Below are 12,704 nucleotides of genomic sequence, written 5' to 3'. Positions count from 1 at the left end.
GGGTCGCGCCATGGCGACGGTGAACGTACGGGGCGGGGTGCCGGGACAGCGGCAGGAGGAGGCCCCGCGGGAGACCGCGGGCGCGACGCACGGCGCGAGCCGGGCCTTCGCCTGGATGCTGATGATCACCGGGGCGGCGGGCGTGCTCTCCGGATGGGTGATCACGATCGACAAGTTCAAGCTCCTCGAGGACCCCGGCTTCCAGCCCGGGTGCAGCCTGAACCCGGTCGTCTCCTGCGGCAGCGTCATGAAGAGCGAGCAGGCGGGGGTCTTCGGCTTCCCCAACCCGATGCTCGGGCTCGTCACGTACGCCGTCGTCGTCGCCGTCGGTGCCGGGCTGCTCGCGGGCGCCCGCTACCGGGGCTGGCTGTGGCTCGGCCTCAACGCCGGGATGCTGTTCGGCGTGGGCTTCTGCGGCTGGCTGATGTACCAGTCGCTGTACGAGATCAACGCGCTCTGCCTGTGGTGCTGCCTGGCGTGGGTCGCCACCATCGTCATGTTCTGGTACGTCACCGCGCAGAACGTCCGCAACGGCGTCCTGCCCGCCCCGGCCGGGCTGCGGACCTTCTTCGACGAGTTCGCCTTCGCCCTGCCCGTCCTGCACATCGGGATCATCGGGATGCTGATCCTGACCCGGTGGTGGGACTTCTGGACGAGCTGACGTGACCCCCCACCTCACCTGGCCGCGGGCCGCACTGACCGTGCTGCTCGCGGCCGTTCTCGTGCTCCTGCTCGCGCCAGAGCCGATCGCGCCCGGCGGGCGGCACACCGGCGGCCGGTCCGTGCACGAACCGGAACCCGAGCCTCTGCCGGGCGTGCCGTCGGGGTTCTTCACCGGCTCGGACGAGGCCGGGGTGAGGCGGATCGCCCAGGTGCAGGCCTGGCTCGGCGGCGACGCGCTGAGCGTGGGGCACACGTACCTGCCGGGCGACCGCTGGTCCAACATCGAGGGGCACCCCGCGCTGTTCGGGCCGTGGGCGCGCTGGAAGGCGGAGCGGCCCGGACGCCTGTTCGTGCTGAACGTGCCGCTGCTCGACCGCAACGAGGAGGGGCTGCCGGACGCCGAGGTGCGGGCGGGGCTGCGCAAGGGCGCGGCGGGCGCCTTCGACGGGCACTTCCGGGTGCTGGGGGAGCGGCTCGTGGAGCACGGCCTCGGGGACGCGGTCCTGGTCCTGGGCTGGGAGATGAACGGGACCACGTACAGCCACCGCTGCGGTCCTGACCCGACGGCCTGGAAGGCGTACTGGCGGCGGGTGGTGGGGGTGCTGCGGGAGGTGCCGGGGCAGCGCTTCCGGTTCGACTTCACCCCGAGCCGCGGCCTCGACGCCGTGGCGTGGCCGAGCTGCTACCCCGGGGACGACGTCGTCGACATCATCGGCATGGACGCCTACGACCAGCCGGCCGGGGTCTCCTTCGAGGAGCAGGTGACCGAGGAGTACGGGCTGGAGCACCACGTGCGGTTCGCGGCGGCGCACGGGAAGCCGGTCTCGTACCCGGAGTGGGGGCTTTTCCGGAACGGGGACAACCCGGTGTACGTCCGGGGGATGCTGGACTGGTTCGCGGCGCACCGGCCGGTCTACCAGACGGTCACCGACTACTGCCCGCACGGAGTGTGGGGGTGCGCGGACAATCCGGAGTCGGCGCGGATCGTCAGGGGCGCCCTGGGGGCGTCGTCAGACCGCTCCTGAGGGTGTCGACGGTGCGGTTCAGGAGTGCGGGCAGGTCGTCGGCGGGGTCGCGCTCGGCCCAGTAGACGGCGGCCTCGCGGAGGGCGCCGAGCGCCGCCGCCGTGAAGATCCGCACCTCCAGGTCGTCGGCGGCCCGGCCGGTCCGCTCGGCGACCGCGCGGGCGAGGCGGCGGCCGGTGGCGGCGGTGGTCTCGGTGAGCCGGGCGCGTACGGAGGGGATCTCCACCATCAGCCGGGCGCGCAGCCGAGCGGCCTCGGGCTCCTCGGCGAAGGCGGCGCGGACGGCTTCGAGGACGACGGCGCGGAGCGATTCGAGGGGTTCCTCACCGGCGGGGCGGGCGCGGAGCGCGGCCTCCATGAGGGCGTCGTTCTCGTCGGTGAGGACGATGTCCTCGCGGACCGGGAAGTAGCGCACGACGGTGGACGGGGAGACCTCGGCGGCCTCGGCGATCCGTTCGAGGGTGGCGGCGTCCCACCCCTCGTCGGCGGCGATCCTGTAGGTGGCCTTCCGGATCGCGGCGCGGGTCTTCGCCTTCTTGCGCTCGCGCAGGCTCGGGGGAGGGGTGGGTTCGGCCGCCATGGCTGTCATTGTCCCAGGTCAGGTGGGCCCGGGTGGCCCGGTCAGGAGTGCTGGTAGGCGACCAGGGAGATGCCGACGTAGTGCACGATGAAGGCCGCGAGGGTCAGCGAGTGGAAGACCTCGTGGAAGCCGAACCAGCGCGGGGAGGGGTTCGGGCGCTTCATGCCGTAGATGACGCCGCCCGCGCTGTAGAGCAGACCGCCGACGATGACGAGGACGAGGACGGCGATGCCGCCCGCGCGCATGAAGTCCGGCAGGAAGAAGACCGCGGCCCAGCCCATCGCGATGTAGCAGGGCGTGTACAGCCAGCGGGGGGCGCCGACCCAGAAGACGCGGAAGGCGATGCCGGCCGCGGCGGCCACCCAGACCGCCCACATGAGCGGCTTCGCCGTGGAGTCGGGGAGCAGCAGCAGGGTGAGCGGGGTGTAGGTGCCCGCGATGATCAGGAAGATGTTGGCGTGGTCGAGGCGCCGGAGCACGGCCTCCCCCCGCGGACCCCATTCGCCGCGGTGGTAGAGCGCGCTGACGCCGAAGAGCAGGCATGCGGTGAGGACGTAGACCCCGCAGGCGATGCGGGCGCGCGGCGAGTCGGACAGGGCGACGAGGGCGAGGCCCGCGACGATCACGGCGGGGAACATGCCCGCGTGCAGCCAGCCTCTGAGTCGGGGCTTCGTCGGGAGCGACTGCGGTCGCTCGATCGTGGTCACTTCCGGCGTGGCTGCAGTCATGGAACGGAATCGTACCTACGCCCCCGTAGGTCGCGAATGCGAGTGGCGATGCTCACGTGTGCACCCCCCTGGACATATGGGCGGATCCATCGGATGATCAAATGAGTGCGGTCGGCACCGGATGAGCAGCTACGAAGCATCCGGGTCGCGGCCCCCACGGGGCATACATCTAAAAAACCCCTCAACAAGGAGCAATCGTGGCGCGCGACAACGCGGCTCCCACCACCGTCCCCACCCAGCACCAGGAGCTCGTCTCCTGGGTGAACGAGATCGCCGAGATCACCCAGCCCGACAACATCGTCTGGTGCGACGGGTCCGAGGCCGAGTACGAGCGCCTCTGCGAGGAGCTCGTCGCCAAGGGGACCTTCACGAAGCTCGACCCGGTCAAGCGCCCGAACTCGTACTACGCCGCCTCCGACCCGACGGACGTCGCGCGCGTCGAGGACCGGACCTTCATCTGCTCCGAGAAGGAGGAGGACGCGGGCCCGACCAACCACTGGAAGGCCCCGGCCGAGATGAAGGAGCTCTTCGCGGGCTCCGAGGGCATCTTCCGCGGCTCCATGCGCGGTCGCACCATGTACGTCGTGCCCTTCTGCATGGGCCCGGTCGGCTCCCCGCTCTCCGCCATCGGCGTCGAGATCACCGACTCCGCGTACGTCGCCGTCTCCATGCGCACCATGACCCGCATGGGCCAGGCCGTCCTCGACGAGCTCGGCACCGACGGCTTCTTCGTGAAGGCCGTCCACACCCTCGGCGCCCCCCTGGAGGAGGGCCAGGAGGACGTGCCGTGGCCCTGCAACTCCACCAAGTACATCTCGCACTTCCCCGAGACCCGCGAGATCTGGTCGTACGGCTCCGGCTACGGCGGCAACGCCCTGCTCGGCAAGAAGTGCTACGCGCTCCGCATCGCCTCCGTCATGGCGCGCGACGAGGGCTGGCTCGCCGAGCACATGCTGATCCTCAAGCTGACCCCGCCGCAGGGCGAGGCCAAGTACGTCGCCGCCGCGTTCCCGTCCGCCTGCGGCAAGACCAACCTGGCCATGCTGGAGCCCACGATCTCCGGCTGGACCGTCGAGACCATCGGCGACGACATCGCCTGGATGCGCTTCGGCGAGGATGGCCGCCTCTACGCGATCAACCCCGAGGCCGGCTTCTTCGGCGTCGCGCCCGGCACCGGCGAGCACACCAACGCCAACGCCATGAAGACCCTCTGGGGCAACTCGGTCTTCACCAACGTCGCGCTCACCGACGACGGCGACGTGTGGTGGGAGGGCATGACCGAGGAGCAGCCCAAGCACCTCGTCGACTGGAAGGGCAACGACTGGACGCCGGAGTCCGAGACCCCGGCCGCCCACCCCAACGCCCGCTTCACCGTGCCGGCCGCGCAGTGCCCGACGATCGCCCCGGAGTGGGAGGACACCAACGGCGTCCCGATCTCCGCGATCCTCTTCGGCGGCCGCCGCGCCTCCGCCGTCCCGCTGGTCACCGAGTCCTTCGACTGGAACCACGGCGTCTTCCTCGGCGCGAACGTCGCCTCCGAGAAGACCGCCGCCGCCGAGGGCAAGGTCGGCGAGCTGCGCCGCGACCCCTTCGCCATGCTGCCGTTCTGCGGCTACAACATGGGCGACTACATGGCCCACTGGGTCAAGGTCGGCGCCGACGCGGACGCCGCGAAGCTGCCGAAGATCTACTACGTGAACTGGTTCCGCAAGAACGACGCGGGCAAGTTCGTGTGGCCCGGATTCGGCGAGAACAGCCGTGTCCTGAAGTGGATCGTCGAGCGCCTCGACGGCCGGGCCGAGGGCGTCGAGACCCCGATCGGCATCCTGCCGACCCCGGAGTCCCTGGACACCGAGGGCCTGGACCTGCCGGCCGAGGACCTCGAGTTCCTCCTCAAGGTCGACCGTGACGTGTGGCGCGAAGAGGCCGCCCTCGTCCCCGACCACCTGAACACCTTCGGCGACCACACGCCGAAGGAGCTGTGGGACCAGTACAACGCGCTCGTGGAGCGCCTCGGCTAGTCCCCCTGAAACTCGTGGTGGGTTGCCCCGAAACACCGCCCTGACCAGTGGGGTCACGACGGCCCACCACGACGCAACCGGCCCCCGGAGCCCCCTCAGGCTCCGGGGGCCGGCGCATGTCCGGGGCCGGACGTCACAGGATCCGCTGGTCGCTCCCGGACTCGACGGTGGCGATCGCCCGGCGGCAGGCGTCACGGAAGCCGAGGAAGCGGGCGTTGTTCCAGTTCGCGATGCGGCCGCTCCTCGTCTTGTAGTTCGCCTCGTCGGTGCCGAAGAGGGACACCCGCATGTCCTCGGTGATCTCCAGCTGGGCGCCCTTGCCGAGGAGCGTCCTGTTGCAGATGTTCGTGTCGATCGCCCCGGCGTAGTCCTGCATCAGGAACTTCCACTTGTCCGACAGGGCATCGATCGCCGGGAACCCGGCGGTGTTCAGCTCGTACACCAGCGCCGCCCGGAAGACGTCGTTGAGGCCGCCCACGACGACCAGCTTCGGGTCGACCTGCTGGGGCCAGATCATGGTGGCGGGGATCTTCAGCTGGTCGTACTGGCAGCCGTGCAGGCTCAGCACGTTGAAGTGAGTCGTGGCGAGCACGTTCGCGACGTGGTCGTTGCAGTTCACCGAGGTGACGTGCAGCTGGCGGTTGTTCTCCGAGCGCATCCCCTCGAACATCCAGTAGTCGTGGACCGTGGGAAGCAGCGGCGGCTTGAGCGGGTCCGTCACGTCCGAGGGGTCGTATCCCGCGATCGCCAGGCAGAGCTCGGAGGTGCCCCGTTCGATCTGGCCGCCGTGGATGGCCATGACCGCCGTTCTCGCCGTGTACTTGCCCCACTTGGACAGATAGCCGTCCGACTGGTCGTGGCGCCGGTAGCGGCGGCCGTAGTCGACGCCCTCCGTGACGGGGTTGTCGGTGCTCGTGTACAGGTCGATGTTGTCGTCGTACACGTCGTTCTCCCCCGTGGCGAGAGCCGGGGAGGCGGCGGCGAGCTGGCCGAGGAGCGGGGCGCCCACCGTCGCGGCCGCAGCCAGGGCGGTGAGGACCGTGCGGCGGGACGCGTCGTGCTTCGAGAATGTCATGATCGAAACATAGTTCGCACCCCAACTGCGGACACTACCCACCTCGTTCCTCCACATAGCGGGTGTGGCTCTCCTGGCGGACCGCCTCCGCCTCGCGCAGGGCGGCGGCGATCGCCGCCGCCTCCTCGTGGAGCGCCGCCACCTGGCGTTCGAGGTGGGCCTCCGGCGGCTCGGCACCCGGGGTGAACCGCGACCACCACCGGGTCCGCACGAAGGTGTCGACGGCCTCCGGGATGTCCTGCCGCACCGCGCGGGCGAGCACGTGCAGATGCTCCGGATCGCTCACCCAGCCCGGTTCGAGCAGGGCCTCTACCAGGGTGTCGAGCGCGGTCACCCGCTCACGGACGGACGCCGGCAACTCCGCCTCGGTGAGGTACGCGCGGAGGGCCGCGAAGTCGGCCCGCAGGGCGTCGAGTTGCTCGCCCGGACCCGGGAACCGCGGGGTGTCGGGGCGCTCGGGCGGGGCGATCAGCGCGCCCGCGGCGTAGAGGGCGGCGACCACGACCGGCCACAGCGGGCCCGCCGCGCCCGTGAGGGCGAGGGCGAGGCCGGCGAGGCCGCAGGCGCAGCCCGTGAGGTTCTTGCGGGACTCGGCGTACCGCAGGAGGCGGTTACTGGTAGCCACGGATCTCCTCGAAGGCGCCGTCCAGCGAGCCCTTGGTGGCGTCGAAGAGCTGTCCGCCGGTCAGGTTCGCGATGTGGTCGAGCTCGCCGCGGTCGGAGTCGCCGAAGAGGATCGGGAAGACCGGGGTGCGCCGCTGCTCGGCCGGGAGGGAGCGGTAGAAGGCGTCGAAGGCGGAGGCGGGGTCGCCGTCGGTGTTCTCGCCGTCGGTCATCAGGACGACGGAGGTGAACGTGTCGCCCGGGGCCCTGCCGAGGAAGCGGTAGGCCTCCTGGAGGCTGGAGTAGATCGCGGTGCCGCCGGAGGCCGTGAGGCCTCGGGCGTCGGACCTGATGGCGTCGAGCGCGGCCTTCGGCGAGTCCGGGTCGACCGTGTGCGTACGGACCTCGTTCTGCTTCACGGCGGATCCGAAGGGCATCAGGGTGACCTCCTCCCGGTCCCGGAAGTCGCCGGTCAGCTCGGCGAGCGCGGACTTCAGGCGGTCGAGCCGGTCGCCGCTCATGGAGCCCGAGGTGTCGAGCACGTACACCGTGCGGGAGGGCCTGCGGAGGGTGTTGTCGTAGGCGTCGAGCAGGCCGTCGGCGACGGCCCGGCTGCCGGGGAACGGCAGCTCGCGCCGCTGGTCCTGGGCGAGTGCCGCCGCCGGCCGGACCCCGGCGACCACCGGGCGGCGCAGGGTCGACTTGGTGATCCGGTCCTGCGCGGCCGGGGTGCGGAGGTAGTTCGTGAGGCGCCGTGCCGCGTCCTTCGCCTCGGGGCGGGCCGAGGCGAGGAGCGTGAACGGGTAGTCCGCGGTGACGACCCCGTCGGTCGGACGGATCACGGTCAGCCGCTCGGACGGGAACGAGGACAGGAGCACCGACTCGTAGTTGACGAGCGCGTCGACGTCGGAGCGGCGGCCGTAGGCGGTGGCCAGCCAGCCGGAGGAACCCGAGGTCAGCTTCTGGCCGGTGAAGAACTCCTTGAGTTTCGGAGTGGCCCGGTGGACGTCCGCCTGGGTGAGCGCGGACTGCGCTCCGGAGAGGCCGGAGGAGACCGAGACGAGCGCGGAGAAACCGGAGTTGGAGCGCTTCGGGTCGGTCATGCCGTACGTCAGCCTGCCGTCGGCGACCGCCCGGTGCAGCTGTGACCAGGTCACCTTCGCCGGGTCCCAGCCGAGCCGGGCGACGGTCGCGGGCCGCACGCCGAGGGCCACCGGGGACGTCATGATCGGCGTCTCGCCGGTGATCTTCTTCGCGGTGTCGGGGCGCAGCCGCAGGTAGTCGTTGGAGGACAGCCAGATCGCGTCGTACCCCTTGTCGGCCTCGCCGGAGGCGATCCGCTCGACGGCGTCGAGCGTGCCCGTGTAGGTGAGGCGGACGGTGACGCCGGTCTCCCGGCGGGCCGTGTCCAGGACGGGCTCCATGTCGGCCAGTTCGGACGAGGCGAGGACCCGGAGGGTGCCGGGGACGAACTCCATGCCGTGCTCGTCGGGGCGGTCGGTCCCGTCGACGCCTGAGCAGGCGCCGGCGAGGAGCGCGAGGGCGAGGGCGGCGGTCGCGCCGCGGGCGGCGCGCGAGGCGCCGGAGCGGCCCCGGCCGCCCGCGAGGCGGGCGACGGTGCCGGCGGCGGTGCGGCGCATCCGCGCGGTGACGCGACGGGCCGCCCCGGGAGTGGTGCGAGGGGCGGTGCGCGGGTCGGCGGGCCGGGTGGCGGCGCGGTTCATCCGAGGCCGCCTTCGAGGGAGCCGGTGCGGCGGCTGCGGGCCAAGTGGGCGCTCGCCTCCTGGAGCTCGCCGGTCAGGGACTCGACGGTCGCCGCCATGGACTCGGTGGCCTGGACCTTGTACGTGTCGATGGCGTCGAGCGTCCGGTAGATCTGCTGGAACGCGGTGCGGAGCGTCTCCGCGCCCACCGCGGGGTCGGCCGCGATCCGCTGGATCTCGCCGGCCTGGGTCGCCAGCATCTCGGCGTTGCCCCGGATCAGGTCCTCGGTCGTCGAGCGCAGCACGTTCACCTGCTCGGTGACCTTCCGCTGGTTCTCCAGCGCGGAGGCGAGCATCACCGCGATCCGCAGGGCCGAAAGGGTCGTCGTCGCCGCCCGGTCCACGCCCTTGATCAGCTCGTCGTTGTTGCGGCGGACCACGTCCATCGCCAGGTACCCCTGGGCGCAGACGGCGAGTTGGGTGAGCAGGTCCTGGTGCTTCTGCCGGACGGGGAACAGGACGTCGGCGCGGAGCGCGTCCGCCTGGGCCGGGTCCGGGGTGAGCGCGATGCGCTCCTCGACGGCCCCGTCGAGGGCCTCGGTGAGCACCGCGTACTCCTGGAGCTTGCCCATGGTCTCCCACAGCCGGCCCCGCTCGGTCTGCAACGCGGCGTTGTCGCGCCGCAGTTCGTCCTGGCCGCTCCGCAGCGAGCCGACGATCCGGTTCAGGGTGGCCTGCGAGGAGGCGTACTTGGCGACGTGGTCGCGGAACCTGTTGCCGCCGGGCAGCTTGGCGAGGAGGCGGCGGGCGCCCTTGCCGGGGGTGTCCCGGGGGTCCAGGTCCTCGACCGTGCGCCGCAGTTCGACGAGCGAGCCGCCCACCCGGGCCTGCGCGTCCCCGCCGCCCTGGCCGAGCGAGCGGACCGTGCGGTCGAGCATCCGGTTCGACTGCTGGGCGGCGGAGCGCATCTCGCCCGCGCCGAGCGCCGCGATCTCGCCGATGCGGCCCGCGAACTCGGGGGAGCGCGGGTCGAGTCCGGACAGCGAGCCGACGTACTCGACGGCCCGGCGGGACATCTCCGCGCGGACGGAGTCGTCGAGCGGTACGAGGCCGGAGGCCTGCTCGGCGCGGACGACCGGGACGGGCTCGGGCGGAGTGAGGACGAGCGGGGCGTCCTGCTCGGGCGGGGTCAGGGCCATCGTTCTTCTCGGATCGTCGGGCGTGGTCATGCGGTGTCCCCCTGGTCGCGGGCCCGCAGCGCCATCTCGTGCAGCACCGCGCTGGTGGGCACGGGCGCCTGGCGGACTCCGCTCAATGTCTGGTTGAGGTAGGCGGTGTGGCTGTTCGTGGCGGTGGTGAACTCGCTCGCCGCGCCCTGCGGCCGGAAGCCGTGGCGGACCGCGAGCTTGCGCAACTCGGGGTCGGTCGAGAGGAGTTCACCGAGCGCCCGGCCGTTCTCGGTGAGCGGTACGAGCGTGTGGTCGCTGTTCACCGTGGTGTCCGGGTACAGGACGACGAGGTCGCCCATGGGGTGGCCGGCGAGCAGTTGGGCGGCGACCTGGGACTCGTACACGAGGACGAGCGGGTTGCCGACGCCGCTGATGAAGTCCCGGAAGGGGGCGTCCGATCCGGACTGCTGGGCGCCCTGCACCCGGACCAGCTTCTGCAGCAGGGGCGCGGTGCGGGTGACGGCGGCCTTGTCGCCCGCGACCCGTCCGCCGTCGGCGACGTAGCTCGCGGCGGCGAGGTAGAGGGCGCCGGAGTTGGAGGCGACCGGGTCGGTGGAGGTGATGAAGAGGGTGCCGCTCAGCTCGGCGTGTCCGGAGGAGCCCTTGAGCTGCTGCCAGGTCCGGTCGGCGCGGGCCGCGGCCAGGTAGGCGTCCATCTTCAGGGAGCCGCTCGTCCCGCGCGGGCCGAGGGTCGCCAGGCCGTTGTCGGCGAGGACCCGGGCGGCGGCGCTGTGCGCGACGACGACCAGCGGCGAGTAGAAGGGCCGCAGCGGGGCCGTCGTCGCCTTGCCCTTCGCCTTCTGCGCCTTCGCGCGGAGCTCGTCGGCCGGCCCCTTGGAGGACGGGAAGGCGAAGTCGTAACCGTCGAGGGGCAGTTCCTCCATGTCCCAGGACCCGGAGGTCTCGATGCCCACGGTGAAGCCCTTGTCGGCCAGGGCCTTCACCACCTGAGGGTCGGCGAAGAACTCCGCCTTCTCCGACCCGATGACTCCTCGCACGGTCTTCGTTGCCGTGCCCTTGTCCTTGTCGCCGCCCGCCACGAGGACGGCGGCCACGCCGCCCAGGAGCAGGACGGCCAGGACGATTCCCAGGATGCGTCTCACGCGGGCAGCGTGCTCGCGGAAACCCACATTCCAGGGGGAGTCGGGTGTACGGCAGGTGAAGTGCCGATCCCGGTACCGAACCGGAGCGGGGGGTGCCGTATCCCGGGGGTTCCGGTGGCGGCGAGTGGCCCGTCGGTTGGGTGGCGCCCGGTCCGCGCGGTTCGTGCCGCGCGGACCGGGGCCGTCAGGGGGCGCCGACCAGGGTCTCCCCGGTCAGCGCCGCGGTGTGCGCGTCCATGCGCCCGGCGGCGAGGATCGCGGCGGCCGTGTCGGCCCGGGAGGCGGCGACGACCAGTGCGCGCCCCGCGAGGGCGTGTGCCCTGCGGTGCAGGTCCTGCGCGGACGAGCCGCTCAGGCCCGCGTGCCGCGCGGGCGGTGCGCCGCGTAGCCGCGCCACCTGCCGGGCGATGAGCTCGCCTGCCTCCGTGTCGCCGAGCTCGTCGGTGACGGCGAGCAGGGCGGCGAGGTGTCCGGCGAGCTGGATGTCCAGCTCTTCCTCGCGGGAGCGGTGCGGGTACGCGTGTCGGTCATCGTCGGCCATCCGGTGGACCGACTTGGTGCGGATCGGTTCGTACATGGGATGGCCTCCTGATTGCTCTGGAGCCATCCTAGCTTAGATTCGGTCTAAAGTTGAGTGCTGTCCGGGTTGTGGTCGCTACGGCTGGCTGTAACCGTCCAGGAACCGCCCGATCCGCGTCACCGCGTCCGCCAGGTCGGCCGCCGCCGGCAGCGTGACGATCCGGAAGTGGTCGGGCTCGTGCCAGTTGAAGCCCGTCCCGTGCACCACCATGATCTTCTCGGCCCGGAGCAGGTCCAGGACCATCTGCCGGTCGTCCTTGATCTTGTAGACGTTCGGGTCCAGACGCGGGAAGAGGTACAGCGCGCCCTTCGGCTTCACGCACGTCACGCCCGGGATCTGCGTCAGCAGCTCGTACGCCGTGTCCCGCTGCTCCAGGAGCCGCCCGCCCGGCAGCACCAGGTCCTCGATCGACTGCCGGCCCTGGAGCGCGGCGGCCACCGCGTGCTGCGCCGGCATGTTCGCGCAGAGGCGCATGTTGGCGAGGATCGTGAGCCCCTCGATGTACGAGGACGCGTGGTGCTTCGGGCCGCAGACCGCGAGCCAGCCGGAGCGGAAGCCCGCCACCCGGTAGTTCTTGCTCATCCCGTTGAACGTGAGGCAGAGGAGGTCGGGGGCGATCGCGGCGGTCGGGGTGTGCGTCGTGCCGTCGTAGAGGATCTTGTCGTAGATCTCGTCCGAGCAGACGACCAGGTCGTGCCGCCGGGCGATCTCCGTCAGGCCGCGCAGCATCTCGTCGTCGTAGACGGCGCCCGTGGGGTTGTTCGGGTTGATGATCACGATCGCCTTGGTGCGGTCGGTGATCTTCCGCTCGATGTCCGCCAGGTCCGGCATCCAGTCCGCCTGCTCGTCGCAGCGGTAGTGCACGGCCGTACCGCCCGCCAGCGACACCGACGCCGTCCACAGCGGATAGTCCGGGGCCGGGACGAGGACCTCGTCGCCGTCGTCGAGCAGCGCCTGCATCGCCATCTGGATCAGCTCGGAGACGCCGTTGCCCAGGTAGATGTCCTCGACGGAGAGCGGGATGCCCTTGGTCTCGTAGTGGCTCATCACCGCCCGGCGGGCCGAGAGCAGCCCCTTCGCGTCGCCGTAGCCGTGCGCCTCGGAGAGGTTGCGGAGCACGTCCTCGAGGATGGCGGGCGGACACTCGAAGCCGAAGGCGGCCGGGTTGCCCGTGTTGAGCTTGAGGATGCGATGACCCGCGGCCTCAAGCCGCATCGCCTCTTCGAGCACCGGACCCCGGATTTCGTAACAGACGTTGGCGAGCTTCGTGGACTGGATCACCTGCATGACGAGAGCCTACGGCGGGGGCGGCCGGAACGCCTCGTGTTTTGGGACACGTCGGACGTCCGACGTGTCGCCACGAGACCCGAAGCTTGTCCGAAATGTGTGTGGAC

General features: G+C 71.4%; 12 protein-coding genes. 3 read left to right on the top strand and 9 right to left on the bottom strand.

Features of this window, described 5'->3' with window-relative positions; translation table 11 throughout:
• Positions 1–10 precede the first annotated feature (10 nt).
• On the top strand, positions 11–661 hold the full coding sequence (locus OO54_RS27675) for a vitamin K epoxide reductase family protein (protein WP_033207633.1): 651 nt from the start codon (positions 11–13) through the stop codon (positions 659–661).
• A 1-nt stretch (position 662) separates the two neighbouring features.
• Positions 663–1,688 carry a glycoside hydrolase family 26 protein gene (locus tag OO54_RS27670; protein ID WP_033207631.1) on the top strand — a complete coding sequence of 342 codons (1,026 nt, stop codon included), beginning with the start codon at positions 663–665 and terminating at the stop codon, positions 1,686–1,688.
• Here the strand turns inward: OO54_RS27670 and OO54_RS27665 are convergent.
• Both OO54_RS27665 and trhA read right to left on the bottom strand, forming a co-directional pair.
• Positions 1,651–2,277 (bottom strand): acyl-CoA-like ligand-binding transcription factor, encoded by a 627-nt coding sequence (locus OO54_RS27665; protein WP_033207629.1) that lies wholly within the window; start codon positions 2,275–2,277, stop codon positions 1,651–1,653. The two genes, OO54_RS27670 and OO54_RS27665, sit on opposite strands and share 38 nt — an antisense overlap.
• 32 nt (positions 2,278–2,309) lie before the next feature.
• Positions 2,310–2,996: a PAQR family membrane homeostasis protein TrhA gene (gene trhA, locus OO54_RS27660; RefSeq protein WP_033207627.1), complete on the bottom strand. Its 687-nt coding sequence runs from the start codon at positions 2,994–2,996 to the stop codon at positions 2,310–2,312.
• A 197-nt stretch (positions 2,997–3,193) separates the two neighbouring features.
• Between trhA and OO54_RS27655 the strand changes: the two genes are divergently transcribed.
• On the top strand, positions 3,194–5,017 hold the full coding sequence (locus OO54_RS27655; RefSeq protein ID WP_033207625.1) for a phosphoenolpyruvate carboxykinase (GTP): 1,824 nt from the start codon (positions 3,194–3,196) through the stop codon (positions 5,015–5,017).
• A 133-nt stretch (positions 5,018–5,150) separates the two neighbouring features.
• Here OO54_RS27655 and OO54_RS27650 read toward each other — a convergent pair whose 3' ends face one another.
• The 7 genes from OO54_RS27650 to OO54_RS27620 all read right to left on the bottom strand — a co-directional run bounded on the left by OO54_RS27650 (position 5,151) and on the right by OO54_RS27620 (position 12,597).
• A complete protein-coding gene (locus tag OO54_RS27650; protein WP_033207622.1) occupies positions 5,151–6,092 on the bottom strand; it encodes a poly-gamma-glutamate hydrolase family protein in 942 nt (313 codons plus the stop codon).
• A gap of 34 nt (positions 6,093–6,126) precedes the next feature.
• Positions 6,127–6,717 (bottom strand): hypothetical protein, encoded by a 591-nt coding sequence (locus tag OO54_RS27645; RefSeq protein ID WP_200146731.1) that lies wholly within the window; start codon positions 6,715–6,717, stop codon positions 6,127–6,129.
• Complete coding sequence (locus OO54_RS27640; RefSeq protein ID WP_106970112.1) at positions 6,704–8,419, bottom strand: substrate-binding and vWA domain-containing protein; 1,716 nt, start codon at positions 8,417–8,419, stop codon at positions 6,704–6,706. Before OO54_RS27640 ends, OO54_RS27645 begins: the two co-directional genes overlap by 14 nt.
• Positions 8,416–9,627, bottom strand: a complete 1,212-nt coding sequence (locus OO54_RS27635; RefSeq protein WP_033207619.1) for a toxic anion resistance protein — start codon at positions 9,625–9,627, stop codon at positions 8,416–8,418. Before OO54_RS27635 ends, OO54_RS27640 begins: the two co-directional genes overlap by 4 nt.
• The gene (locus tag OO54_RS27630; protein ID WP_200146732.1) at positions 9,624–10,757 is read right to left on the bottom strand and encodes a hypothetical protein; all 1,134 of its coding nucleotides are present in this window, start codon (positions 10,755–10,757) and stop codon (positions 9,624–9,626) included. The genes OO54_RS27635 and OO54_RS27630 overlap by 4 nt, the downstream gene beginning before the upstream one ends.
• 157 nt (positions 10,758–10,914) lie before the next feature.
• Positions 10,915–11,307 (bottom strand): SCO4983 family protein, encoded by a 393-nt coding sequence (locus OO54_RS27625; RefSeq protein WP_033207616.1) that lies wholly within the window; start codon positions 11,305–11,307, stop codon positions 10,915–10,917.
• A 78-nt stretch (positions 11,308–11,385) separates the two neighbouring features.
• Positions 11,386–12,597 (bottom strand): pyridoxal phosphate-dependent aminotransferase, encoded by a 1,212-nt coding sequence (locus OO54_RS27620; protein ID WP_033207613.1) that lies wholly within the window; start codon positions 12,595–12,597, stop codon positions 11,386–11,388.
• Positions 12,598–12,704 lie beyond the last annotated feature (107 nt).

The organism is Streptomyces wedmorensis (assembly GCF_000716445.1).
In the GTDB taxonomy this organism is placed as follows: Bacteria; Actinomycetota; Actinomycetes; order Streptomycetales; family Streptomycetaceae; genus Streptomyces; species Streptomyces wedmorensis.
The sequence above is the reverse complement of the archived record's forward strand: the minus strand, read 5'-3'. Positions and strand labels throughout refer to the sequence as shown.

Excerpts from the sequence above, each read along its gene's own strand:
- OO54_RS27675 (WP_033207633.1), top strand. The coding sequence starts at position 11 with ATGGCGACGGTGAACGTACGGGGCGGGGTGCCGGGACAGCGGCAGGAG.
- OO54_RS27665 (WP_033207629.1), bottom strand. The coding sequence starts at position 2,277 with ATGACAGCCATGGCGGCCGAACCCACCCCTCCCCCGAGCCTGCGCGAG.
- trhA (WP_033207627.1), bottom strand. The coding sequence starts at position 2,996 with ATGACTGCAGCCACGCCGGAAGTGACCACGATCGAGCGACCGCAGTCG.
- OO54_RS27650 (WP_033207622.1), bottom strand. The coding sequence starts at position 6,092 with ATGACATTCTCGAAGCACGACGCGTCCCGCCGCACGGTCCTCACCGCC.
- OO54_RS27640 (WP_106970112.1), bottom strand. The coding sequence starts at position 8,419 with ATGAACCGCGCCGCCACCCGGCCCGCCGACCCGCGCACCGCCCCTCGC.
- OO54_RS27635 (WP_033207619.1), bottom strand. The coding sequence starts at position 9,627 with ATGACCACGCCCGACGATCCGAGAAGAACGATGGCCCTGACCCCGCCC.
- OO54_RS27625 (WP_033207616.1), bottom strand. The coding sequence starts at position 11,307 with ATGTACGAACCGATCCGCACCAAGTCGGTCCACCGGATGGCCGACGAT.
- OO54_RS27620 (WP_033207613.1), bottom strand. The coding sequence starts at position 12,597 with ATGCAGGTGATCCAGTCCACGAAGCTCGCCAACGTCTGTTACGAAATC.